This window comes from Citrobacter cronae, assembly GCF_016893685.1.
Taxonomy (GTDB): Bacteria; Pseudomonadota; Gammaproteobacteria; order Enterobacterales; family Enterobacteriaceae; genus Citrobacter; species Citrobacter werkmanii.
Genome location: NZ_CP069763.1, coordinates 4,494,742 through 4,519,944, shown reverse-complemented (window position 1 = coordinate 4,519,944; position 25,203 = coordinate 4,494,742). Strand labels below are relative to the sequence as shown.

The following is a 25,203-nucleotide window of genomic DNA, read 5'->3' as shown; positions in this document are numbered from 1 at the left end:
AATGTCATTGCGCCCTTAATAACGCGCTTTGCAAGGCCAACAAGGTATATTTATGGTCAGCACACATACTCAGTCGTCAGGCGAATACTTGTTGGAAATGACCGGCATTAACAAGTCTTTCCCCGGCGTTAAGGCTCTTGATAACGTTAATTTAAAGGTCCGCCCGCATTCAATTCACGCCTTAATGGGCGAGAACGGCGCGGGGAAATCCACATTATTGAAATGTCTTTTCGGCATCTATCAAAAAGATTCCGGTAGTATTTTATTTCAGGGTAAAGAAATCGATTTTCATTCGGCGAAAGAAGCGCTTGAAAATGGTATTTCGATGGTCCACCAGGAATTAAACCTGGTATTACAACGTTCCGTGATGGACAACATGTGGTTGGGGCGCTATCCCACCAAAGGTATGTTTGTCGATCAGGAAAAAATGTACCGTGATACCAAAGCGATATTTGATGAGCTGGATATTGATATCGATCCGCGGGCGCGCGTCGGTACATTATCCGTTTCACAAATGCAGATGATCGAAATTGCCAAAGCTTTCTCCTACGATGCCAAAATCGTCATCATGGATGAGCCGACGTCATCGTTAACCGAGAAAGAAGTTAATCATCTGTTCACCATCATTCGTAAGCTGAAAGAGCGTGGATGCGGTATTGTTTATATTTCTCACAAAATGGAAGAAATTTTCCAGCTGTGTGATGAAATTACCGTGCTGCGCGACGGGCAGTGGATCGCAACCCAGCCGCTGGAAGGGCTGGATATGGACAAGATCATCGCCATGATGGTTGGACGTTCGCTGAACCAACGTTTTCCTGATAAAGAAAACAAACCTGGTGAAGTGATTCTGCAAGTGCGTAACCTGACCTCGCTGCGTCAGCCGTCGATTCGTGATGTCTCGTTTGATTTGCACAAAGGGGAAATCCTCGGGATTGCCGGTCTGGTAGGCGCAAAACGCACTGATATCGTTGAAACGCTTTTTGGTATTCGTGAGAAATCATCGGGTACGATTACGTTACACGGCAAAAAAATTAATAACCACAGCGCGAATGAAGCCATCAACCATGGCTTTGCACTGGTCACGGAAGAGCGCCGCTCGACCGGTATTTATGCGTATCTGGACATTGGTTTTAACTCGTTAATCTCCAATATCCAAAACTATAAAAATAAAGTCGGTCTGCTGGATAATTCCCGCATGAAGAGCGATACCCAGTGGGTGATTGACTCTATGAGGGTGAAAACGCCGGGCCATCGTACACAAATTGGTTCACTTTCCGGGGGGAATCAGCAAAAGGTGGTTATTGGCCGCTGGCTATTAACGCAGCCAGAAATCCTGATGCTGGATGAACCTACACGTGGTATCGATGTCGGCGCAAAATTTGAAATTTATCAGTTGATAGCCGAACTCGCGAAAAAAGATAAGGGGATTATTATTATTTCCTCTGAAATGCCGGAGCTGCTGGGTATTACCGATCGTATTCTGGTGATGAGCAATGGTCTCGTTGCCGGAATTGTTGACACTAAAACGACAACGCAAAACGAAATCCTCCGTCTTGCGTCTTTGCACCTTTAAGATTAGGGGCTCCTCATGAGTGCGTTAAATAAGAAAAGTTTTCTTACTTATCTGAAAGAAGGCGGAATATACGTTGTTCTTTTGGTTTTGCTGGCAATTATTATTTTCCAGGATCCCACTTTCTTAAGTTTACTCAACCTGAGTAATATTCTGACGCAATCCTCAGTGCGTATTATTATCGCATTGGGTGTTGCCGGACTGATTGTGACGCAAGGGACAGACCTGTCGGCAGGGCGTCAGGTTGGTCTGGCGGCAGTGGTGGCGGCAACCTTATTGCAATCGATGGAGAACGCCAACAAGGTATTCCCGGAAATGGCGACGATGCCGATTATCGTGGTGGTACTGATTGTTTGCGTCATCGGCGCGATTATCGGTCTGGTGAACGGTATCATCATCGCGTATCTGAACGTGACGCCGTTTATTACCACGTTGGGTACGATGATCATCGTCTACGGGATCAACTCCCTGTACTATGATTTTGTCGGCGCATCGCCAATTTCTGGCTTTGACAGCGGATTCTCTACCTTTGCGCAGGGCTTTATCGCGCTGGGCAGCTTCCGACTCTCTTATATCACCTTCTATGCGCTGATTGCCGTGGCCTTTGTGTGGGTGCTGTGGAACAAGACCCGCTTCGGTAAAAACATTTTTGCTATCGGCGGTAACCCAGAGGCGGCGAAAGTGTCTGGCGTGAACGTCGCGCTGAACCTGCTGATTATCTATGCGTTGTCTGGTGTGTTCTATGCCTTCGGTGGTTTGCTGGAAGCAGGACGTATCGGCTCGGCGACCAACAACCTCGGTTTTATGTATGAGCTGGATGCGATTGCGGCGTGCGTGGTTGGCGGCGTCTCGTTTAGCGGTGGGGTAGGGACCGTCTTCGGCGTGGTGACCGGTGTGATTATCTTTACCGTCATCAACTACGGGCTGACTTACATCGGCGTTAACCCATACTGGCAGTACATTATTAAGGGCGGCATCATCATCTTCGCGGTGGCGCTGGACTCCCTGAAGTACGCGCGTAAGAAGTAACGATAAAACGCCAAAAGGCCGGTGCAGCGCAATCTGCACCGGCCTTTTTTGTCCGCGTTATAATGTTAACGCGTGCTCTTTCTCTCCGGGTTTAAATTTTACTTCACCCAGGTCGATACAGGCGACCGGGCAAACGTGGCCGCACAGCAAGCATCCCACACATTTTTCCGTGTCGCAGTGTGGGGTTCGGGTTTCCTCATTCCATTCCATCGCCTGATGCCCGCCGTCATAACAGGAAATGTAGCAGCGACCACAGCCCACGCATTTATCGAGATGGATGTTTGGGTAGACGATGTAGCTACGGTCAAGATCTTCAGCGGGGATGATATTGGCATTGGCAAGGCCCACCATCTCCTCCAGTGAGTCAAATCCTTGATCGGCGAGGTAATGTGACAGCCCGCTGGTCATGTCCTCCACAATCCGATAACCATACTGCATTATCCCGGTGGTCACCTGCAGCGTGGCCGCGCCTAACAGTAAAAACTCGGCGGCATCTTCCCAGTTTTCTATACCCCCGATGCCGCTAATCGGGAAATCGCGCAGTTCAGGGTGCATGCGCAGTTGCTGAATAAATCGCAGGGCGATAGGTTTAACGGCCTTGCCGGAGTAGCCGGAAATACTGGATTTACCGTTGACGACCGGCATCCCAATTTTCCGGTTCAGATCGATATTGGTAATGGATTTAACCGTATTGATGGTTGCAATACCGTCGGCGCCACCGCGTTTTGCCGCCAGCGCAACCTCACACATATCACCGATATTCGGTGTCATTTTAGCCAGCATCGGCAGGGAAGAGCCGCGTTTAACGGCCCGACAATATTTTTCGACCAGCTCAGGGCTTTGCCCAACATCGCTACCCATGGCATGTGAGGTCATTTGCGGGCAAGAGAAGTTGCATTCGATCATGTCTGCACCCGCCTCTTCGACCAGCCGTGCCAGCTCCTGCCACTGCTGTTCATTTTCCCCCATGATCGATGCAATCAGCACGTTATCCGGGTAGTCCTGTTTCAGCCGGCGAATAGCGGCCAGATTTTCCTCCAGCGGGTGCTCGGCAATTTGCTCCATATTTTTGAAGCCAACAAAGCCGGTATCTTCTTTGGTCAGATGGTCAAAGCGTGGAGAGACTTCATTTGCAATAAAGAAACCAATGGTTTTAAAAACAATACCGCCCCAGCCGGTGTCATAGGCTTTGGCGCACATGTCATAGCAGTTGCCCACCGGAGAAGAAGAGAGGCAGAACGGGTTGGGGAATTTGACGCCGCAAAAAGTAATAGAAAGATCTTTCGTTAACATGAGCAAGCTCCCTCTAAGTAGTGATGAATGGCCTGAGCGGCTTCTTTTCCGGTTTTCACGGCGTAAACCACCGTTTTATCGCCTTTTACAATATCGCCCGCGGCAAACAAAGCGGGATCGGCGGTTTGATAATTATCCGTATCGATAAGATTGCGCTGTGGCTTTAACGCGGCGAAATTTTCAAGTTGAGCATGTTGACCAACGGCGAGAATAATATGTTCGGCTTCAAGCGTCAGTTCTCCCGGCAGGCGTACGTGTTTAAAAGTAACCCGATTTCCGCTAACCGCCACAGGCGTGAAACCGTCAATAATCGATACCCCTAACGCTTGTGTGCTGCTGAACTCTTTATCGCTGGCTGGGAAATCGGCCAGTTCTTCACGGGCGACACAGGTAACTGACGGACAGCCCAGCAGTTTCAACGTGCTGGCGACATCCATCGCGACATCGCCGCCGCCGATGATCAATGCGCTTTGCGCGACGGTAATATCGCCGCTGGTTTGCCGGGCTCGTTGCAGAAAATCGACGGCTATTTCAACGTGATTGGCCTTCTCAAACAGCGGTAACGTTGAACCGTAAGACATCCCTACGGTAACCAGTACGGCGCGGTATTCTGTTTTGAGTTGCTCAATGGAAAGGGCATTGCCGACTTCACAATTGCATTTGATGGTTACGCCCATTTCAACGATACGAGCAATTTCGTTATCTAAAACAGCATGCGGCAGACGAAACTCTGGAATGCCATAGCGTAACCAGCCGCCAGGTTGGGCCTGCTTTTCATAGATAGTGACGTCATAGCCCAGATTGCTCAGCGTTACGCTGGCTTGTAATCCTGCCGGGCCTGCGCCAATGATGGCGATCTTGCCCCGTGTTTTTGTGGCGGGCTGATAAATTTTCATTGCGGTCTGCTGCTCAAAGTCGGTAATAAAGCGTTGCAGACGTGCAATATCAATCGGCTTATCAATGCCTGAGCGTGTACACCCGCGTTGGCATAACTTTTCGGTTGGGCATACCCGGGCGCATACTGCCCCAAGTGCATTATTTTCACGAATAGTTTCGGCTGCACCCTTAAAATTACGAAAATAAATGGAGCGAATAAATTTTCCCGGGTCAGTTTGCGCCGGACAATCCTGGCTACAGGGGGCATCGTGACATAATAAACAGCGGGAAGCCTCTTTTATGGCTAATAATGGCGTAAAAGCAGGCGTGAGCTCATCCAGATAATTTTGTTGTGGCATATTTTCTTCCTTAATGCGTGAGTAAATTAAGGCAAACCGTTAATAATAAAATATAAAAATCGAAAGGCTATTCTTAAGGCTAAGCACTGCAGGAAGAGTATTCTGTGAAAGGATTCACAAATAGAAGAGTGTTGGCGGGAAATGCTGGCGGGCAGCATTAATCCCTTACTTTGAAATGGTAACCGTTATCATAATATTAGCTATTCTCAAACGCTAATATAAAAATAATATCTTTATCGATAGAAAATTAAGTAAATAACCATACCGAAGGATAAACATCCGCATCCGGCATAAACCAACACATAGGACCAAAATTGCAGGGGCTCTTGATGGCGATAAGCGTATACCGGTTCGCGCGCATTTTTCTTAATTTTATCTACGGCCCCGGTGCGCCAGCCTTTCCAGGCCTCACGGAAACAAAACACAGGAATGAGCAGAAAGGCCAACACGACGAAGAGGGTTTGTACATCCATGCTTATTTTCCTTGTTTCTTTTGTAATTCGAGTAATTGTTCAGGCGTAACCGCCGGATACCCCTGCGCATCGTCGGGTACCTGATGCATGGTAGGGATGGGTACCAGTGGGCCTAAAAAACGGGGTTCACGTTTAAAAATATAGAGATCGGCGAGTGCGCCAAAACGCGCGCCGAATTCGCGTACCCGCACGGTAAGCATATCTTTTGGTGAAGGCACCGCATAGCACTGGGCCTGAATGCCCATATGCAGCGCAATAAACAAGGCGCGTTCACAGTGGAATCGCTGAGTAATAATGATGAAATCGTTGGTATCGAATACCTTACGGGTACGCACGATGGAGTCGAGCGTACGGAACCCGGCGTAATCAAGCACAATGTCAGCCGGATCGACCCCTGCGGCAATCAGATCCTTACGCATCGTCATGGGTTCATTATAGCTTTGCTGCGCGTTGTCGCCGCTCAGCAACAGATAGTTTACCTTCCCGCTGTTATAGGCGTTCAATGCGCCCTGAATACGGTAGCGGTAATACTGGTTGATAACGCCGGTTCGATAGTATTTTGCCGTACCCAGGACCACACCGACCTGGCGGTAGGGTAAATCCTGTAATTCGTCGTAGATATAGGGGGCAGTCTTCCAGCTCATCCATCTGTCGAGTCCAAGCACAGTCAACAGCAGCAGGCCTGACAGGACTAACAGGCTGTAAAACACGCGCTTTAACATGCAGAAAACTCGTTATTTGGGTGGAATTTCAATCAGGCTACTGTACCGGAAGACGTAGCGCAAGAAACAGCAGTCTGATTGAGGGGATTTTAGTCACTGTTACCCGGTTAGCGCAGCGCCACCGGGCTTTATGAGTTAACTGAGCAGCACGCGCTCAATATTGTTGCAGCCCAGCGCGTGCAGGGTGGCGGAGGTCGCATCCCACTGGATTAACGGCGCATCGGCTTTTTCTGCCAGCACCGCGCGTTGAATGTCCGGATAGTCGTAACCGTTCAGACTCAACAGGTTTAACGCGCCTTGCAGCGGTGGGAGAGTGGGGTTAAAGGCGGCGTTTTCAGCATAGCTGCCACTGAAAATTCGCCCGTCTTTACACTCGAGCGCCACGCCGCTTGGCGATTTGCTGTATGGCATATGGCATCTGTTGGCGGCGGTTATTGCCGCCTGGGTCAGGGCGTCGCCCTGCAGCGCGAAGCCGTGATCCTGGTCGTCCATCAGTAGCGTTTTGATGTCGAGATCTTTTGGCCCGAACGCGTCCGGGAGATAGTCGCGCAGTGCGTGTGGTTCGCGCCCAGGCAGATGAATGCGTAAATCCAACCCGCTGTTCAGTTCGTTCATAAACTGGCGGCAGTGGCCGCAAGGGGTGTAGTTAACGGTGATGGCGGCGAGGCCTTTTTCACCGCGCAGCCAGGCGTGGCTGATGGCGCTTTGCTCGGCATGAACGGTTTGCTGCATTGTTGCGCCCAGGAACTCCATGTTGCCACCGAAGTACCAGGTGCCGCTAATGCCGCGAGAGATCGCGCCCACGTTGAAGTTGGAAAGCGGGGTACGTGCGCAGGCCGCAGCCAGCGGCAGCAGAGCGAATGCCAGCGCGTCTTCGTCCAGTCCCGATTCGCGTTTCAGCAAAGAGACCTGCTCAGCAGTCAGCATGGCGGGGAAATGCGTATCCGCCAGAACAGGGGCCAGGGCTGATTGCAAGTTATCCGCGAGTTGGGCAAAAGCAGTTTGAAAACGTGGATGCATGGCGATGCCTCATAACAATGTAATGGAATCGTAGTTTACGGGCCTGTTACGGCTTTATATGTGATCCAAATCTCATTGTGTGTGCAACTTATGAAACTTAAATGAAAAATGTGCAACGCATCGCAAATAAATAACCAAAAAGTGAAGGTTAGCCGACCACTGCCAGAATAACCGGGAACAGAAACGGGGCGACCAACGAGGTGATAATGCCGCAAATGACCAGCGCCAGAGAGCTAAACGCGCCTTCCTGATAATCCAGTTCTGCGCAACGCGCGGTTCCCAGGGCATGCGAAGCGGTACCCATTGCCAGTCCTCGCGCGGCCTTCGTGCGAATGCGCATAGCATTCAGTAAAGTATGACCAAATACCGCCCCGAGAATGCCGACGAAAATGACGCACACCGCGCTGATGGCCGGAATACCACCAATACTTCCTCCCACCGCCATCGCGATAGGCGTGGTGACCGATTTCGGCATGATTGACGCGGCAATTTCCGGTGAGGCGCCCATCAACAGGGCGATTGTTGTGCCGGTAACCATCGCCACGACGCTCCCCGCAAAACAGATAGCGATTATCGATTTCCAGCGTGCGCGAATTTGGTGCAGCTGTTCGTATAACGGATAGGCCAGCGCGACCACGGCAGGTTGCAGTAAATCGTTCAGCACCTCGCTGCCTTTGAAATAGTGATCGTAGGGAATTCCGGTCAGCATCAGAATGGGAATAATCACCACCATCGCGACCAGCAGCGGATTCAGCAGCGGCATTTTAAAGCGTGCTGCCAGCTTACGTGCGCCAAAGAACACCGCGAGAGTAAGGGGCAATGACCACCAGATATATGTCATCATTCTTTCGAACCTTTTTGGCCAACAATTTTGCGTTCACCGTGTACAAGATGCGAGCTCCAGCTCACCACGAGGAAAACAACCAGCGTACTGATGGTGCATGACACCACCACCGGGCCAAATTGTGCGCGGAGCAAATCAAAGTACTGCATGATCCCCACGCCAATCGGGACAAATAACAGGGCCATATAGCGAATCAGGACATAACAGCCGGGATTAACCCATTTTGCCGGTAATACCTGCAATGCCAGTAAGACAAACAGAATCAGCATGCCAATGATGCTGCCCGGAATTGTGATCGGCAGCAGCGAAGCGACAAAAATACCTGCATAGAGGCAGGCATAGATCAGGACGAATGCGCGCAAATATTGCCAGATAATGTTCAGTGATTTGCTCATAATTGAAACCCTTGACGAGACTGATTCATCATACAATTAAACTTCAAAACGTGCTACCGATCACATCATGAATTCTAAGCATAGAGGAAATAGACGTCTGGAACATTGCGCATATGATCGCGCTAAACCTGCGCCAGGTAATACAAAAAACGACTCAGGGCTGTGGTAGGCGTTTCATTGTTGCGCCAGAATACGCCTACGCTGCCTTTTTGTTCAATCTTCGGCAGATTCAGGATAGCCAGTTGTCCCTGGGCGGCATAACGCTGCGCCAGACGCAGAGAAAGAATAGAAACCATGTCGCTACTTTGCAGCAGGTTAGTGCTGACGTTTATCGACGCTGATTCAATGGTGTTTTCCGGCAGCATTACGCCATTATCGACCAGCGCGTTGTCAATGCTAATCCGAATGGGGGTGCCTGTCGGCCAGACAATCCAACGCCAGTTAGCCAGATCGTTCCAGGTGAGCAGGGGATATTTTGCCAGCGGATGATCGGGGCGGGCGACAAAACAGACCGGCTCGGTATAGAGCACCTGGTAATTAAGCGGCAGCTGAAGCGCCCGGCCGCCAACGCGACCGACGACGACATCCACTGAACCCGCCAGCAGATCGTGCAGTAACGGGGTCATCACTTTCTCTTCAATATTGAGATGCAGAGTGGGTAGCTCCGTAAGCAAGCCCAGTATTGCCTGTGAAACGCAGTCGGTCGCCACCGGCGAGCAGCCAATCTTCAGACTTCCCACCAGACCGCCTTGCTTGAAACGGGCAATTTCATACTGCGAACGCTCCATATCATTGATCAGGCGTTGAGCATGTTGCAGCAACAGCTTGCCGCCTTCGGAGGGGCGTAAGCCTTTGCTATGTCGTTCAAAGAGCGTGATGCCAATCTCATCTTCGAGCTGTGATAACCATTTGGACAAGGCAGGCTGGGTGATATTCATCATCCGGGCGACGTGAGTCAAATTTCCCTGTTCCCCTAGCCGACCAGCGTTTGCAGGTGGTGCAACTTCAGTTTCTGTGCCCAGTTAGCCATTTGCTATAACCTCCAGGTTATGCCTCTGCATGAAAAGCCATTGTACATTTCATCTCCAAACATACAAAGTCGCAACATACCTAAAACAAAACAGACATCTACTCTACCTGCACTGAGGCATTCACTATGACTCAACAACGTGATCTACAAGCACTAATAGATTCCGCCCCCGTCGGTAAGACGCAGTGGCGCGTGATTATTTGCTGTTTTCTGGTCGTCATGCTCGACGGTTTTGATACCGCGGCGATTGGTTTTATCGCACCCGATATACGCACTCACTGGCAATTGACTGCCGGGGATCTGGCGCCGCTTTTTGGCGCAGGACTGCTGGGGCTAACTGCTGGCGCGTTGCTCTGCGGCCCGCTGTCCGATCGTTTTGGCCGTAAACGGGTGATTGAGCTTTGCGTGGCGCTGTTTGGCGCGCTGAGTCTGATCTCTGCTTTTTCGCCCGATCTGCAAACGCTGGTTATTTTGCGTTTCCTTACCGGGTTAGGTCTGGGCGGCGCGATGCCTAATACCATCACCATGACGTCGGAATACCTGCCTGCCCGTCGGCGTGGCGCATTGGTCACCATGATGTTCTGCGGCTTCACTCTCGGATCGGCTATGGGCGGCATCGTCAGCGCTCAACTGGTGCCGGCTGTTGGTTGGCACGGCATTCTGGTGCTGGGAGGCGTTTTGCCGCTCATGCTGTTTGTCGCCCTGCTGTTTGCGCTACCGGAATCCCCGCGCTGGCAGGTTCGTCGCCAGCTACCGCAAAACGTGATTGCCAGAACTGTCAGCGCTATTACCCGGGAACGTTATGACGATACCCATTTTTATCTCAACGAAGGGTCAGCGATTGCCAAAGGCAGTATCCGCCAGCTGTTCGTCGGGCGACAGTTGCCCATTACCCTGATGTTATGGGTGGTGTTCTTTATGAGTCTGCTGATTATTTATCTGCTCTCCAGTTGGATGCCAACGCTGCTTAACCATCGAGGAATCGACCTGCAACATGCCTCCTGGGTGACTGCGGCCTTCCAGATTGGCGGTACGTTAGGCGCGCTGGCGCTGGGCGTACTGATGGATAAATACAATCCTTTCCGCGTGCTGGCGGTGAGCTATGCGCTGGGGGCGGTATGTATCGTCATGATTGGCCTGAGCGAAAACGGCCTGTGGCTGATGGCGTTGGCGATTTTTGGCACCGGCATCGGGATTAGCGGTTCTCAGGTGGGTCTCAATGCGTTAACCGCCACCCTTTATCCGACGCAAAGCCGGGCGACGGGCGTCAGCTGGTCTAATGCCATTGGCCGCTGCGGCGCGATTGTCGGTTCGCTTTCCGGCGGCGTGATGATGGCGATGAATTTCTCATTCGATAACCTGTTTTTCATTATTGCCGTTCCGGCGGCCATCAGCGCGGTGATGCTTACGCTGCTGACGGTTGTTGTTCGCCAGTCGGCCTCTGTCCCTGACGCCTTGCCACGCGCAGGCATCGTGAATGAATAAGGAGAATCCCTATGTCTGAACTGAATCAGGATGTTAAGAACAGCCGTCAGCAGTTTTACCAGCATATTTCCGGGCAGAATCTGACCCCGCTGTGGGAGTCGTTGCACCGTCTGGTGCCGTCAACGCCGAACGCGAATTGCGCGCCTGCGTACTGGAACTATCAGGAGATCCGTCCGCTACTGCTGGAAAGCGGCGATCTGATTGGCGCGAAAGAGGCGATTCGCCGCGTGCTGGTGCTGGAAAACCCAATGCTGCGCGGACAGTCTTCCATCACCCCGACGCTGTACGCGGGATTACAGTTGATTATGCCGGGCGAGGTTGCGCCGAGCCACCGCCATAATCAGTCTGCGCTGCGCTTTATTGTCGAAGGGAAAGGGGCATTTACCGCCGTCGATGGCGAGCGCACCCAGATGCATGAAGGCGATTTTATTCTGACGCCGCAATGGCGCTGGCACGATCACGGCAACCCAGGCAGCGAACCGGTAGTGTGGCTGGACGGTCTGGATCTGCCGCTGGTGAATCTGCTGGGCTGCGGCTTTGCGGAAGACTACCCGGAAGATCAGCAGCCGGTCACGCGCAAGGAAGGGGATTATTTACCGCGCTATGCGGCCAACATGTTGCCGCTGCGTCATCAGAAGGGTAACTCATCGCCCATTTTCAACTATCGCTACGATCGTAGCCGTGAAGCGCTGCATGACCTGACCCGCATGGGCGAAGCCGACGAGTGGGATGGTTACAAGATGCGCTACGTGAACCCGGTAACCGGCGGTTATCCCATGCCGTCAATGGGGACCTTCCTGCAATTGTTGCCGAAGGGCTTTTCTTCACGGATGGCGCGTACCACTGACAGCACTATCTACCATGTGGTGGAAGGAAGCGGGCGGGTCACCATCGGCAACGAAACCTTCAACTTTTCGCCAAAAGATATCTTCGTGGTGCCGACCTGGCACGGTGTGTCGTTCCAGGCCAGCGAAGATGCCGTCTTATTCAGTTTTTCGGACAGACCGGTTCAGGAAGCGCTGGGGTTGTTCCGTGAAGCACGCTATTAATTTGGGAGAGAGAAAATGACGCAATACGTATTCGAACCACAAGCGCCTGTTACCGTTCCGGTGGTTGGTAGTGATGAACAATTTCCCGTGCGCCGCGTTTACTGTGTGGGGCGCAACTATGCTGCACATGCGCGTGAAATGGGCTTTGACCCGGATCGCGAACCGCCGTTCTTCTTCTGTAAACCGGCCGACGCGGTGGTTCCGGTGGCGGCTGGTCAAACTCTTGAACTGCCGTACCCGTCGCAGACCGATAACTATCACTACGAGATAGAGCTGGTGGTGGCGATTGGTAAAAAGGGCAGCGATATACCGCTGGAAAAAGCGCACGAATATATCTGGGGCTATGCCACCGGTCTGGATATGACCCGTCGTGACAGGCAGATGGAGATGCGCCAGATGGGGCGTCCGTGGGAAATCGGCAAAGCGTTTGATCTCTCTGCGCCCATCGCGCCGCTGCATAAAGCCAGTGAAATCGCTGATGTTAACAATGCGCCTATCTGGCTGCAGGTTAACGGCGACGATCATCAGCGGAGCGATATTCGCCACCTTATCTGGTCTGTGAATGAAACCATCAGCTATCTGTCCGGATTTTTCGAACTGCAGCCGGGCGATCTGATCTACACCGGTACGCCGGAAGGCGTGGGGGCGGTAGTGAAAGGGGATGTGATCACCGGCAACGTAGACGGTTTAACCCCCATCGCCGTGAAGATTGTCTGAGGTGGATGATGAAGTTGTACAGTTTCTTTAATAGCTCCGCGTCATATCGCGTGCGTATTGCGCTGGCGCTGAAAGGGCTCGATTACCAGACGGTGGGCGTCAACATTCGCATCGGCCAGCAGAACGAGCTGGCCTACCGGCGGATGAATCCGGTGGGGCTGGTGCCGACGCTGGTGACCGACGACGGAGAATCGCTTGGACAATCGCTGGCGATAATCGACTGGCTGGATAGCCACTTTCCGCAGTCGCCGCTGCTGCCTGCTGACTTCCCGATGCGCAGTCGGGTGCTGGAAATTGTTTATGCCATCGCTTGTGATATCCACCCCGTGAATAATCTGCGGGTACTGCGCTACCTGAGCGACGAATTAAAGATCAGTGAAGAGGATAAAAAACGCTGGTATGCGCACTGGATCCAGCAAGGGTTAAGCGCAGTGGAACAGATGCTGCGCCAGAGTCATTTGGGGGCGTTCTGCGTGGGTGATGCGCCGACGCTGGCGGATTGCTGCCTGATCCCGCAATGGGCGAACGCGCTACGTATGGGCTGCGATTTGAGCGCATATCCACGCTGTAAGGCGGTCTATGATGCCTGTACCCAGCTTCCGGCGTTTATCGCCGCCGCGCCCGAGAATCAACAAGATAAAATTCCGGCCTGATAAGGAGAACGACAATGGCTAAAGTGACACGCGCAATTATCGTGGGTGGTGGGATTGGCGGCGCGGCGACCGCGTTATCGCTGGCCCGTCAGGGAATCAAAGTGATGTTGCTGGAGAAAGCGCATGAGATTGGCGAAATCGGCGCGGGCATTCAGCTCGGGCCAAACGCGTTCTCTGCTCTCGACAGCCTTGGCGTGGGAGAGGTTGCCCGCCAGCGCGCCGTTTTTACCGATCATATCACCATGATGGATGCGGTAAATGCGCAGGAAGTCGTGCGTATTGAAACCGGACAGGCGTTCCGCGATCACTTTGGCGGTCCTTATGCGGTTATCCATCGGGTGGATATTCATGCTTCTGTGTGGGAAGCGGCGCTGGTTCATCCCAACGTTGAGTATCGCACTTCAACTAACGTGGTTGATATTCGCCAGACCGAGAATGACGTGACGGTATTTGACGAGCATGGCAACAGCTGGACGGCAGATATTTTGGTCGGCTGTGACGGTGTGAAGTCGGTTGTCCGTCAGTCTCTGATTGGCGATGCGCCACGCGTGACCGGGCACGTGGTCTACCGCGCTGTGATTGATTGCGATGATATGCCGGAAGATTTGCGCATTAACGCGCCGGTGCTGTGGGCCGGACCGCACTGTCACCTGGTGCACTATCCGCTGCGCGGCGGCAAACAATACAATCTGGTGGTGACCTTTCATAGTCGTCAGCAGGAAGAGTGGGGCGTGAAGGATGGCAGTAAAGAGGAGGTGCTCTCCTATTTTGCCGGTATTCATCCACGTCCGCGCCAGATGCTGGATAAACCGACATCATGGCGGCGCTGGTCCACCGCTGACCGCGAGCCGGTCGAGAAATGGGGTACCGACCGCATTACGCTGGTGGGTGATGCCGCGCACCCGGTGGCGCAATATATGGCGCAGGGAGCCTGTATGGCGTTGGAGGATGCCGTCACGCTTGGTAAGGCGTTACAGCAGTGTGACGGCGATGCGGCTGATGCCTTTGCCCTGTATGAGTCGGTGCGCATTCCGCGTACGGCGCGGATTGTCTGGTCGACGCGCGAAATGGGCCGCGTTTATCACGCCGCGGGCGTCGAGCGCCAGGTGCGTAATCTGCTGTGGAAAGGTAAATCACAGGCGGAGTTTTATCGCGGTATGGAGTGGCTGTACGGCTGGAAAGAAGATAACTGTCTGTTGCCGCGCTGAGCCTCTTTAATCTCCCGAACGGAGGCGCTACCATAGCGCCTCTTTTTTTGCGGGTGACGATATGCGTGTTTTACTGGCGCCGATGGAAGGCGTGCTCGATTCCCTGGTGCGCGAGCTGCTGACTGAAGTGAATGATTACGATCTATGCATCACGGAGTTTGTGCGCGTGGTGGATCAGCTCCTGCCGGCAAAAGTATTTCACCGGCTCTGCCCGGAACTGCATAACAACAGCCGCACGCCATCCGGCACGCGGGTGCGCATACAGCTGCTGGGCCAGTACCCGCAGTGGCTGGCGGAGAACGCCGCGCGCGCGGTCGAACTGGGATCGTACGGTGTCGATCTGAACTGCGGCTGTCCGTCGAAGCTGGTCAACGGCAGCGGCGGTGGCGCGACGTTATTGAAAGATCCTGAGCTTATCTACCGCGGCGCAAAAGCCATGCGCGAAGCGGTCCCGGACCCTCTCCCGGTGACGGTGAAAGTACGTCTGGGCTGGGACAACAGCGACCGGCAGTTTGAAATTGCCGATGCCGTCCAGCAGGCTGGCGCCAGCGAATTGGTGGTGCATGGCCGTACCAAAGAGCAGGGCTATAAGGCCGAGCATATTAACTGGCAGGCGATTGGTGAAATTCGCCAGCGACTTACCATTCCAGTTATCGCAAATGGTGAAATCTGGGACTGGCAGAGCGCCCAGGATTGTATGGCCATCAGCGGATGCGATGCGGTGATGATCGGTCGTGGTGCGTTAAATATCCCGAATCTGAGTCGTGTGGTGAAGTACAACGAGCCGCGTATGCCGTGGCCTGACGTCGTGATGCTGCTGCAAAAATATACCCGTCTCGAAAAGCAGGGTGACACGGGGTTGTATCATGTGGCGCGTATTAAGCAGTGGTTAGGGTATTTGCGTAAAGAATATTCAGAAGCCACGGCGTTGTTTCAGGAGATTCGCGCGTTAAACAATTCGCCGGATATCGCTCGGGCGATTCAGGCCATCGAGATTACCGCCTGACGTCAGTTCTGGTAGGCCGGATAAGGCGTTTACGCCGCCATCCGGCATCAGAGAGAATAATCGCCTGACATTTCTGCTATCAGGCCTGGGCTAAAAGACAACATCAGAAAATCATCTTAAACACGCCGGTTACCACCAACAGTCCAATCAGAAAAATAATTAGAATAATCCACAGCAGAATTTTCATTAACTTTCCTTTTTTTGGTAAATTCAGATTGAGTATAGGAAAGTATCAACTATTCTGCCTGGTGGCGCTGTTATGCGGGTTTACGTGCGCTTAGCAGAAACACCATTGGCCGCTCTTTTTCTTCATCCAGCGCCGGGTTTTCAGCAATCTGCTGAGCAGAGGGTCCCCATTCATCAACACACACAATGTCGAATCCGGCGGCAATGAGCGCGTTAATCCAGGTCGCCAGCTTGCGGTGCTGTTTTTTAACGCCTTCAGCAAACCAGTTACTGATACGCTCGCCTTCTTGTTGGTAATGATTAACTGGCCAGGACAGCTGCCCGGTTTTGTCTTTTATCCAGCCCTGGTTAAGCGGTGCGGTATAAATGGGGTGCTCGGCAGAGAAAACCAACATGCCTCCCGGTGTTAATGCCTGGTAAATCGTTACGAATAATCGTTCAATATCGTGTAAATAGTGCAGGGCAAGGGAGCTATACGCCAGGTCGAAAGACGCCGGCGAGAGCGTAAGCGTTTCGAGATCTTCACGGCGATAGACGATGCCATTGCCGTGAGTCATATTATGCGCCTGGGTTAACATCTTTTGTGAGATATCCAGCCCCACGACGCTGGCGGCATGATTATCGCGCGCGTAGCGACAAAACCAGCCATATCCGCAGCCCAAATCGAGAATGTTTTTACCCTGCAGAGCGGGGAGCATAGCCTGTATTGCTGGCCATTCCGGTGCGCCATCAAGTCCTTTTACTGAACGATCCAGCGTGGCATATCCGGCAAAGAATTCCGGGTCGTCATAAATATTCTGTGACATAAGGTTTCCATCTATAAATTATTAAAATTATTTAATCTGTATTATTTGTGTGGTGTATATTTTTCTGATTATATATTTTTATTGCCAAAGATGTATTGCCACGCGTAACTAAAAAAGTAACAGCGACAAGTCGTACTCTCTGCGCATCTTTTCTTACCTGTATATCTCCATGAATCGTAATTCTGTTTTTGCCGCGACGGCATTGTTGCCCCTTTTTATTCTCATGGCTGGCTGTGCGCCTATGCATGATGACCGTCAGTCTCTGTCGCAGCAGACCCCTGCTGCGAATGTCGATTCCGCATTACCTGCGGCGTTAAAAAATGGCTGGCCGGACAGCCAATGGTGGAAGGCATACCACGATCCTCAGCTTAATGCGCTGATTGACAGCACGTTGCGAAACTCTCCTGATATGCAGGTGGCGGAACAGCGCATTCAACTGGCGGAGGCGCAGGCGAAGGCCGTTGAGGCGCAGGATGGTCCGGAGATCGATTTTTCTGCGGACGTTGAGCGTCAGAGAATGTCAGCTGAAGGGCTGATGGGACCGTTTGCCATTACCGATCCTGCCGCCGGAACGACAGGCCCGTGGTACACCAACGGGACGTTTGGTTTAACCGCCGGCTGGAATCTGGATCTGTGGGGGAAAAATCGGGCCGAAGTGACGGCGCGTATTGGGGCCGTTAAAGCGCGTGAAGCTGAGCGTGAACAAACCCGCCAACTGCTGGCGAGCGGTGTTTCGCGTCTGTACTGGGAATGGCAGACGCAGGCGGCACTGAAAAGCGTGCTGACGCAGATTAAAAATGAGCAACAGAACGTGATAACTGTCGATCGTCAGCTGTATCAAAACGGCATTACCTCATCAGTGGAAGGCGTTGAGACCGATATCGATTCCAGTAAAACGGATCAGCAACTGAACGATGTTAACGGCAAAATGAAAGTGATTGAGGCGCGGCTGAGCGCCCTGACTAATTCACAGTCTACCGTTCTGAAACTGCATACCAGTAAGTTACCTACCGTAGAAAGCCAGCTCCCGTCCCAGTTAGGTTATTCGCTGCTGGCCCGTCGACCGGATTTACAGGCCGCCCACTGGTACATTGAGTCGTCGCTGAGCAGCATTGATGCGGCCAAAGCCGCGTTTTATCCGGACGTGAATTTGATGGCGTTTTTACAACAAGATGCGTTACATCTGAGCGATCTGTTCCGCCATTCCGCGCAGCAAATGGGCGTCACTGCCGGACTCACGCTGCCTATTTTCGACAGCGGCAGATTGAATGCCAATCTTGATATCACCAAAGCGCAAAGCAACCTGACGGTGGCGAATTACAACAAAGCCGTGGTAGATGCGGTGAATGACGTGGCGCGTGCCGCATCGCAGGTGGAAACGCTGGCGCAGAAGAATCAGCATCAGCAGCAGATCGAACATGATGCACAGCGCGTGGTGGGACTTGCGCAGGCGCGATTTAACGCCGGTATTATCGCGGGTTCCCGGGTCAGCGAAGCAAAGATCCCAGCGTTACGTGAGCAGTGTAACGGTCTGGTATTGCAAGGCCAGTGGCTGGATGCTTCCATTCAGTTGACCAGCGCGCTGGGCGGCGGTTACCACGCGTCGTAACACACCTGCCCGGTAGATGCCGCTCTACCGGGCCGTCTTCTTGCTGCTGCGTTTTTTCAACCACCAGCGCGCGCCTACCACCAGTACAATCACCAGAACCAGCCATATCCAGTGCTTAATGTGCTGGTCGAGATTGTGCAGCCACGGCGCGATGACTTCTCCCCCCACATAACCCAGAGTGGTAAATATCAGCGCCCACACCAGCGCCCCGAGAATATTGAGCGGTAAAAAGATCTTCGGTGGCAGGTGACTGGCGCCAATCAGCAAAGGGCCAATGACGCGAAAACCGTACATAAAACGCGTGCCGACCACGAACAGATAAGGACGCCGTTGGATCATCTTCTGCGCGTAATCAATTTTTGCCTGATGACGCGAAAAACGCCGCAGAATTTTGCCGCCAAAACGACGTCCGAGTAAATAGAGCAACTGATCGCCAATCATCCCGCCCAGCGCGACGGAGAGCACCACCAGCGGAAATTTAAGTACTCCCTGATGGGCCGCGACGCCGCCTAACAGGGTAATGGTTTCCCCTTCAGCCAGACTGCCAATCACTAATGCGGCATAGCCGTATTGCGCAACATAATGATTTATATCCATACGATTGTATGACCTCCACCGCTTATAGCATACACCCTATGAATACTTGATGCCGGAAAAGCCGCGCCGTAGCGATCCGGTATTTTCTCTGTGTACATAAAATAATCAAAAGCTGAATTATACTTGAAGTGTTGAGATCCGGAGCTGACAAGAAGGGGGCGGTATGAACCATGTCTGGGGGCTGTTTTCCCATCCCGATCGTGAAATGCACGTGATCAACAGCGAAAACGAAAGCGTTTCGCATCACTATACCCATCATGTACTGCTGATGGCGGCAATCCCGGTTGTTTGCGCGTTTATCGGTACCACACAAATCGGCTGGAATTTTGGTGACGGCAACATACTGCAGTTATCCCTGTTGACCGGACTGGCGCTGGCCATTCTGTTTTACGGCGTGATGCTGGCGGGCGTGGCTGTCATGGGCCGGGTTATCTGGTGGATGGCGCGTAATTACCCGCAGCGTCCATCGCTGGCGCACTGTATGGTCTTTGCCGGATATGTCGCGACTCCGCTGTTTTTAAGCGGTCTGGTCGCACTTTATCCGCTGGTCTGGCTGTGTGCGTTGGTGGGAACTATCGCGCTGTTTTACACCGGTTATTTACTCTATCTCGGTATTCCAACGTTTCTGAATATCACTCGTGAGGAAGGGTTAAGTTTTTCCAGTTCCACGCTGGCTATTGGTGTGCTGGTACTGGAGGTTCTGCTGGCGATTACGGTAATTCTGTGGGGTTACGGCTATCGCTTATTCTGACCTGTAAAACGCCTCTGCGCTGCGTTGTTGACGTAAAAGTCAGCAACGCAGCATTTCGAGACGATTATCCTGTAGCGGCAAACCTGCCGGATCGCTATGATGCCTGAGCTAGCCTGAGAAAATACTTAATCTCGGGCGGTGTGCGTTGTGACGTGCGTGAACCCTTATCAGAAATCTCATCATGCTGAAATTCCGAGTTTCATTATTAAGCCTTGCCCTGGTGCTGGCCGTTCCTTTTGCACCCCAAGCCGTGGCGAAAACGGCACCTACCGTAGCGGCTTCTCAACCTGAGATAGCGTCCGGTAGCGCGATGATTGTTGATCTGAATACCAACAAGGTTATCTATTCGAATCATCCGGATCTGGTGCGTCCGATTGCGTCGATTACCAAATTAATGACGGCGATGGTGGTGCTTGATGCGCGACTGCCGCTGGATGAAAAGCTGAAAGTTGATATCAGTCAGACGCCTGAGATGAAAGGAATTTACTCTCGCGTACGGCTGAACAGTGTAATCAGCCGTAAAGACATGCTGTTACTGGCGCTGATGTCATCTGAAAACCGCGCGGCAGCCAGTCTGGCGCATCATTACCCTGGCGGCTATAACGCGTTTATCAAGGCGATGAATGCGAAAGCGAAAGCGCTGGGCATGACCCATACCCGTTTTGTGGAGCCGACCGGGTTATCGATTCATAACGTCTCAACCGCGCGTGATTTAACGAAGTTACTGATTGCCAGCAAACAGTATCCGCTGATTGGTCAGCTAAGTACTACGCGTGAAGATATGGCGACGTTTGCCAATCCGGCATATACATTGCCGTTCCGTAATACCAACCATCTGGTGTATCGCGATAACTGGAATATTCAGTTAACTAAAACCGGGTTTACCAATGCGGCGGGCCACTGTCTGGTGATGCGCACGGTGATTAATAACAAACCGGTGGCGCTGGTGGTGATGGATGCTTTTGGGAAATATACCCACTTTGCCGATGCCAGCCGTTTACGCACCTGGATTGAAACCGGCAAGGTGATGCCGGTTCCGGCGGCGGCGCTGAGCTACAAAAAGCAAAAAGCGGCGCAGATGGCGGCGGCAGGTTCAGCTACGGGTGAGCAAACCGCGCAGAACGATTAAACCGTCGGCCGGGCAAGCGAAGCGCCCCCGGCAACGTGCCCGATGGCGCTTATGCTTATCGGGCCTACGATTCTTTCCAGAACTTCTGCTTACTCGTTTTCCCAATACCCGGGTTCATACTGTTGGTTGGGTCATTCTCGCGGTAAAAGCGGGTTAATGTTTCCGGCGCCTGGTACAAATGCCCGACGTTATGCTCCGCCGGATACTGTGCCCCACGCTCGCGAAGTAACTCTAGCATCTGCTCTTTCAGCGCATGGGCATCCACGCCTTTTTTGACGATGTAATCCTGATGGAATACATAGCACATAAAATGCCCGTAATAGAGCTTGTGCACCAGTTGGCTGTCGATTTCTGGCGGCAGATGTTCATACCATTCGGTGTCGTTACGACGCAGCGCGATATCCAGCGCCAGAATATCTTCCACTTCATCCGCATGAACGGCCTGATAACGAATAGCTGCGCCAGCCGCCGCAAAGCGGTGCAGGAATGCCTTGCTGCCTTCTTCCGGCGTACAGGCAAAGAAGTCGCCCTCGGCCGTTTTGAAAAACTCATTAAGCCAGTTTTGCGCTTCGGCCACGCCGCCACCGGCCATTTTTAACAGCAGGTGATGCTCGTATTTGTCGCGCCAGCTTTTCATACGCGCCGGTAAGTGGCTGGGGAATAAATGGCCAAACTTCTGCATCGCCCGGTCGGTGAAGTGCGGACGGAAAAATTTCACTTTTTCCAGCATCGCATCGGTGCGACCTTTCAGGGTGAAGAAAAACGGCATTTTGTCGGTGCCGAGTTTGTCGATCATCAGGAACGTATCTTTACCGTACTGCTCTGCAATGTCGTAAATATCGCGATGCATATATTCACCGGCAACCGGCAGATGCTCAAACTTCGCCAGAATATGACGGCGGATCTCCGTCAACACCTCTGGCTGGTTGGTGCCGATATAAAAGACCTGCTGATTTTTTTCGGCTTCGAAAGTGTCCAGACGCACGGCGAAAACCGCGAGCTTTCCGGCACAACCGGAAGATTCAAACAAGCGGTCCGGGTCGGCGTTATAGCGTGCGGGCGTGTCCGCCTCAATATCTCTGACGCGGGTCACGTAGTCGTGATCGTGCGCATGACGTCCGTCGTGGCGAACATCGTCATCTTTGATGCGCTCGTCATCGAGTTTGCTAAGGATCTGCTCTGGGGTTTGGCCAAGGTCGATGCCCAGATGGTTAACCAGCTGTAATTTGCCCTGTTCATCAATACGCGCAAACAGCGACATCTCCGTGTAGGCCGGGCCTCGTTGCACCAGCGAGCCGCCGGAGTTGTTACAAATGCCGCCAATCACGGAAGCACCGATGCAGGAAGAACCGATCACTGAATGCGGTTCACGACCAAAAGGTTTGAGCGCTTTTTCCAGCGAATAGAGCGTTGTTCCAGGCCAGGCCAGCACCTGTTCGCCTTTGCCGATGACGTGCAGCTTATCAAGACGCAGGGTGCTGATAATAACAATCTCACGGTCGTAATCATTGCCGCTTGGCGTAGAGCCTTCGGTCAGGCCGGTATTGGCGGCCTGCATCAGAATGATTTTGTCTGCGGCGACACAGGCGTTCAGGACGCGCCACAATTCTAAAAGCGAGCCCGGGAAAACGACGGCGAGCGCATCGCCCTGGCCGGAGCGGAATCCCTTGCGATAGCGGGCGGTTTTAGCGGGTTCAGTGAGCAGGTGCGAATGACCCACCAGGCGGGTCAGTTCATTCAGGAAAGCTTTATTATCTGTTGTAATGGAAGACATTCTCCACTCCTTGTGGTGGGACTCAATATCAGGAACAAGCATAGCGCTTTGTATGACAATACGCTTTCTCATTCATATTGTCTCTGGCTTGTCTTTCATTGATTCACGCTGGTTTTGAAAATTAGGAGAATAACCTTAGCTTTCTTTAGCGCTCCCGTTTAGTCTTACGGCAAATTGCGGTTTTTGTTATATTTTCGCTGATGCGTCAGGAAAAAATAAAGAGAGAATCAACATGAAATGGCTATGTTCTGTAGGTGTTGCGGTGAGTCTGGCAGTGCAACCCGCGCTGGCGGACACTCTGTTTGGTAACCATCCGCTGACGCCAGAAGCGCGGGATGCGTTTGTTACCGATTTACTCAAACAGATGACCGTGGATGAGAAAATTGGTCAATTACGCTTAATCAGCGTCGGGCCTGATAATCCGAAGGAAGCCATCCGCGAGATGATCAAAGACGGGCAGGTTGGGGCTATTTTTAACACCGTCACACGCCAGGATATCCGCAAAATGCAGGATCAGGTGATGGAACTCAGCCGCCTGAAAATTCCTCTCTTTTTTGCCTACGACGTATTGCACGGCCAGCGTACCGTGTTCCCGATAAGCCTCGGTCTGGCGTCCTCCTTTAATCTCGATGCGGTCAGAACCGTCGGTCGCGTTTCAGCGTATGAAGCCGCTGACGATGGCCTGAACATGACCTGGGCGCCGATGGTTGATGTCTCCCGCGATCCGCGCTGGGGCCGGGCATCGGAAGGGTTCGGCGAAGACACGTATTTGACCGCCACAATGGGTAAAACCATGGTGGAAGCGATGCAGGGGAAAAGCCCGGCCGATCGCTATTCGGTGATGACCAGCGTCAAGCACTTCGCTGCTTATGGTGCGGTAGAGGGCGGGAAAGAGTACAACACCGTCGATATGAGCCCGCAGCGTCTGTTTAACGACTACATGCCGCCGTACAAAGCCGGGCTGGATGCCGGTAGCGGCGCGGTGATGGTAGGACTTAATTCACTCAACGGTACGCCGGCGACGTCGGATGCATGGCTGCTGAAAGACGTGCTGCGCGATGAGTGGGGCTTTAAAGGCATCACCGTTTCCGATCACGGCGCGATTAAGGAACTGATTAAGCACGGCACGGCGTCCGATCCTGAGGATGCGGTACGCGTGGCTATCAAGTCCGGTATCAACATGAGTATGAGCGATGAGTATTACAGCAAATACCTGCCGGGGCTGATTAAATCAGGCAAAGTGACGATGGCGGAGCTTGACGACGCTGCGCGTCACGTGCTGAACGTGAAATATGATATGGGGCTGTTTAACGATCCGTACAGCCATCTGGGAGCCAAAGAGTCTGACCCGGTGGATACCAACGCCGAAAGCCGCCTGCACCGTAAAGAAGCGCGTGAAGTGGCGCGTGAAAGCCTGGTGCTGCTGAAAAACCGCCTCGACACGCTGCCGCTGAAAAAATCCGCCACCGTGGCGGTTGTCGGGCCACTGGCCGATAGCAAGCGTGATGTGATGGGCAGTTGGTCCGCAGCGGGTGTTGCCGATCAGTCGGTAACGGTGCTGACAGGGATTAAAAATGCCATTGGCGAGCAGGGTAAAGTGGTATACGCCAAAGGGGCGAATATCACCAACGATAAAGGCATTGTCGACTTCCTGAACCTGTATGAAGAGGCGGTGAAAGTTGACCCGCGCTCGCCGCAGGAGATGATTGATGAAGCCGTTAACGCTGCGAAACAGTCTGATGTGGTGGTTGCGGTAGTCGGTGAGGCACAGGGAATGGCGCATGAAGCCTCCAGCCGTACGGACATTACTATTCCGCAGAGCCAACGTGACCTGATTGCCGCGCTGAAAGCAACGGGCAAACCGCTGGTGCTGGTGCTGATGAACGGACGTCCGCTGGCGCTGGTTAAGGAAGATCAACAGGCTGATGCGATCCTCGAAACCTGGTTTGCCGGGACGGAAGGCGGTAACGCCATCGCCGATGTGTTGTTTGGCGATTACAACCCATCAGGCAAGCTGCCGATGTCTTTCCCACGCTCTGTCGGACAGATTCCGGTCTATTACAGCCATCTCAATACCGGTCGTCCGTATAACGCCGATAAGCCGAATAAGTACACCTCGCGTTATTTTGACGAGGCAAACGGTCCGTTGTATCCCTTTGGCTATGGCCTGAGCTACACCACCTTTACCGTTTCGGATGTGAAACTCTCTGCACCGACGATGAAACGTGACGGGACTGTGACGGCCAGCGTCCAGGTGACCAACACCGGCAAGCGCGAAGGTGCCACGGTGATTCAGATGTATTTGCAGGATGTGACCGCTTCAATGAGCCGTCCGGTAAAACAGCTGAAAGGCTTTGAGAAAGTGAATCTTAAACCGGGTGAAACGCAGACTGTCAGCTTCCCGATTGATATCGAAGCGCTGAAATTCTGGAACCAGCGTATGAAATACGATGCTGAACCGGGTAAATTTAACGTCTTTATCGGCGTGGATTCCGCCAGAGTGAAGCAGGGGGAATTTGAACTGCTGTAGTTGATGAAGAAAGCCACGCATCATGCCTGATGGCGCAATGCTTATCTGGTCTATGAAATAACGCTATCCGGCAAATTCACTTTGGGTTTGCC

At 52.7% G+C, this 25,203-nt stretch carries 23 protein-coding genes and 1 pseudogene; 12 read left to right on the top strand and 12 right to left on the bottom strand.

What is annotated here, in order from left to right; translation table 11 throughout:
• The first annotated feature begins 52 nt into the window (after positions 1-52).
• Together mglA and mglC are read left to right on the top strand one after the other, a co-directional pair.
• On the top strand, positions 53-1,573 hold the full coding sequence (gene mglA / locus JSN25_RS19710; protein ID WP_005129207.1) for a galactose/methyl galactoside ABC transporter ATP-binding protein MglA: 1,521 nt from the start codon (positions 53-55) through the stop codon (positions 1,571-1,573).
• 15 nt (positions 1,574-1,588) lie between these two features.
• Positions 1,589-2,599 carry a galactose/methyl galactoside ABC transporter permease MglC gene (gene mglC, locus JSN25_RS19705; protein ID WP_003027393.1) on the top strand — a complete coding sequence of 337 codons (1,011 nt, stop codon included), beginning with the start codon at positions 1,589-1,591 and terminating at the stop codon, positions 2,597-2,599.
• Between the two features lie 57 nt (positions 2,600-2,656).
• Here mglC and preA read toward each other — a convergent pair whose 3' ends face one another.
• The 8 genes and pseudogenes from preA to JSN25_RS19665 all read right to left on the bottom strand — a co-directional run bounded on the left by preA (position 2,657) and on the right by JSN25_RS19665 (position 9,611).
• Complete coding sequence (gene preA / locus JSN25_RS19700; RefSeq protein WP_038641987.1) at positions 2,657-3,892, bottom strand: NAD-dependent dihydropyrimidine dehydrogenase subunit PreA; 1,236 nt, start codon at positions 3,890-3,892, stop codon at positions 2,657-2,659.
• Positions 3,886-5,127 carry an NAD(P)-dependent oxidoreductase gene (locus JSN25_RS19695; protein WP_204525272.1) on the bottom strand — a complete coding sequence of 414 codons (1,242 nt, stop codon included), beginning with the start codon at positions 5,125-5,127 and terminating at the stop codon, positions 3,886-3,888. The genes preA and JSN25_RS19695 overlap by 7 nt, the downstream gene beginning before the upstream one ends.
• Before the next feature lie 233 nt (positions 5,128-5,360).
• The gene (locus JSN25_RS19690) at positions 5,361-5,600 is read right to left on the bottom strand and encodes a DUF2542 family protein (RefSeq protein WP_096756490.1); all 240 of its coding nucleotides are present in this window, start codon (positions 5,598-5,600) and stop codon (positions 5,361-5,363) included.
• Between the two features lie 2 nt (positions 5,601-5,602).
• Positions 5,603-6,322, bottom strand: a complete 720-nt coding sequence (sanA, locus tag JSN25_RS19685) for an outer membrane permeability protein SanA (protein WP_038641981.1) — start codon at positions 6,320-6,322, stop codon at positions 5,603-5,605.
• Between the two features lie 135 nt (positions 6,323-6,457).
• Complete coding sequence (cdd, locus tag JSN25_RS19680) at positions 6,458-7,342, bottom strand: cytidine deaminase (RefSeq protein WP_038641979.1); 885 nt, start codon at positions 7,340-7,342, stop codon at positions 6,458-6,460.
• Positions 7,343-7,490: 148 nt separating this feature from the next.
• On the bottom strand, positions 7,491-8,186 hold the full coding sequence (locus JSN25_RS19675; protein ID WP_038641977.1) for a CidB/LrgB family autolysis modulator: 696 nt from the start codon (positions 8,184-8,186) through the stop codon (positions 7,491-7,493).
• Positions 8,183-8,581 (bottom strand): CidA/LrgA family protein, encoded by a 399-nt coding sequence (locus JSN25_RS19670; protein WP_137347653.1) that lies wholly within the window; start codon positions 8,579-8,581, stop codon positions 8,183-8,185. The genes JSN25_RS19675 and JSN25_RS19670 overlap by 4 nt, the downstream gene beginning before the upstream one ends.
• Before the next feature lie 122 nt (positions 8,582-8,703).
• Positions 8,704-9,611, bottom strand: a pseudogene (locus JSN25_RS19665) (LysR substrate-binding domain-containing protein).
• A 126-nt stretch (positions 9,612-9,737) separates the two neighbouring features.
• Here JSN25_RS19665 and mhbT point away from each other — a divergent pair.
• The 6 genes from mhbT (at position 9,738) to dusC (ending at position 15,729) form a co-directional block, all read left to right on the top strand.
• A complete protein-coding gene (gene mhbT / locus JSN25_RS19660; protein WP_204525271.1) occupies positions 9,738-11,096 on the top strand; it encodes a 3-hydroxybenzoate transporter MhbT in 1,359 nt (452 codons plus the stop codon).
• An 11-nt stretch (positions 11,097-11,107) separates the two neighbouring features.
• Positions 11,108-12,145: a gentisate 1,2-dioxygenase gene (gtdA, locus tag JSN25_RS19655; protein WP_038641971.1), complete on the top strand. Its 1,038-nt coding sequence runs from the start codon at positions 11,108-11,110 to the stop codon at positions 12,143-12,145.
• A 15-nt stretch (positions 12,146-12,160) separates the two neighbouring features.
• Entirely contained in the window at positions 12,161-12,862 is a 702-nt protein-coding gene (locus JSN25_RS19650) for a fumarylacetoacetate hydrolase family protein (protein WP_038641969.1), read from the top strand.
• A gap of 8 nt (positions 12,863-12,870) precedes the next feature.
• Positions 12,871-13,515: a maleylacetoacetate isomerase gene (maiA, locus tag JSN25_RS19645; RefSeq protein ID WP_204525753.1), complete on the top strand. Its 645-nt coding sequence runs from the start codon at positions 12,871-12,873 to the stop codon at positions 13,513-13,515.
• Positions 13,516-13,529: 14 nt separating this feature from the next.
• Positions 13,530-14,723 carry a 3-hydroxybenzoate 6-monooxygenase gene (locus JSN25_RS19640; protein ID WP_085047880.1) on the top strand — a complete coding sequence of 398 codons (1,194 nt, stop codon included), beginning with the start codon at positions 13,530-13,532 and terminating at the stop codon, positions 14,721-14,723.
• Between the two features lie 61 nt (positions 14,724-14,784).
• Entirely contained in the window at positions 14,785-15,729 is a 945-nt protein-coding gene (gene dusC, locus JSN25_RS19635) for a tRNA dihydrouridine(16) synthase DusC (RefSeq protein WP_087855920.1), read from the top strand.
• 103 nt (positions 15,730-15,832) lie between these two features.
• Here dusC and yohP read toward each other — a convergent pair whose 3' ends face one another.
• Together yohP and JSN25_RS19630 are read right to left on the bottom strand one after the other, a co-directional pair.
• Positions 15,833-15,916 (bottom strand): small membrane protein YohP, encoded by an 84-nt coding sequence (gene yohP / locus JSN25_RS22585; protein ID WP_087855921.1) that lies wholly within the window; start codon positions 15,914-15,916, stop codon positions 15,833-15,835.
• A 70-nt stretch (positions 15,917-15,986) separates the two neighbouring features.
• The gene (locus tag JSN25_RS19630; RefSeq protein ID WP_087855922.1) at positions 15,987-16,721 is read right to left on the bottom strand and encodes a class I SAM-dependent methyltransferase; all 735 of its coding nucleotides are present in this window, start codon (positions 16,719-16,721) and stop codon (positions 15,987-15,989) included.
• A gap of 169 nt (positions 16,722-16,890) precedes the next feature.
• On the opposite strand from JSN25_RS19630, the gene mdtQ reads away from it, so the two are divergent.
• On the top strand, positions 16,891-18,330 hold the full coding sequence (gene mdtQ, locus JSN25_RS19625; protein ID WP_038641958.1) for a multidrug resistance outer membrane protein MdtQ: 1,440 nt from the start codon (positions 16,891-16,893) through the stop codon (positions 18,328-18,330).
• A gap of 24 nt (positions 18,331-18,354) precedes the next feature.
• Here mdtQ and JSN25_RS19620 read toward each other — a convergent pair whose 3' ends face one another.
• Positions 18,355-18,927 (bottom strand): DedA family protein, encoded by a 573-nt coding sequence (locus JSN25_RS19620; protein ID WP_038641956.1) that lies wholly within the window; start codon positions 18,925-18,927, stop codon positions 18,355-18,357.
• A gap of 163 nt (positions 18,928-19,090) precedes the next feature.
• On the opposite strand from JSN25_RS19620, the gene JSN25_RS19615 reads away from it, so the two are divergent.
• The gene (locus JSN25_RS19615) at positions 19,091-19,678 is read left to right on the top strand and encodes a Yip1 family protein (RefSeq protein WP_038641953.1); all 588 of its coding nucleotides are present in this window, start codon (positions 19,091-19,093) and stop codon (positions 19,676-19,678) included.
• A 181-nt stretch (positions 19,679-19,859) separates the two neighbouring features.
• Positions 19,860-20,807 (top strand): D-alanyl-D-alanine endopeptidase, encoded by a 948-nt coding sequence (pbpG, locus tag JSN25_RS19610; RefSeq protein WP_038641951.1) that lies wholly within the window; start codon positions 19,860-19,862, stop codon positions 20,805-20,807.
• Between the two features lie 64 nt (positions 20,808-20,871).
• On the opposite strand, the gene dld is transcribed toward pbpG, so the two are convergent.
• Positions 20,872-22,581: a D-lactate dehydrogenase gene (dld, locus tag JSN25_RS19605; protein ID WP_038641949.1), complete on the bottom strand. Its 1,710-nt coding sequence runs from the start codon at positions 22,579-22,581 to the stop codon at positions 20,872-20,874.
• Between the two features lie 232 nt (positions 22,582-22,813).
• Here dld and bglX point away from each other — a divergent pair, with 232 nt between their 5' ends.
• Entirely contained in the window at positions 22,814-25,111 is a 2,298-nt protein-coding gene (bglX, locus tag JSN25_RS19600) for a beta-glucosidase BglX (protein WP_137347135.1), read from the top strand.
• Positions 25,112-25,203: the final 92 nt, after the last annotated feature.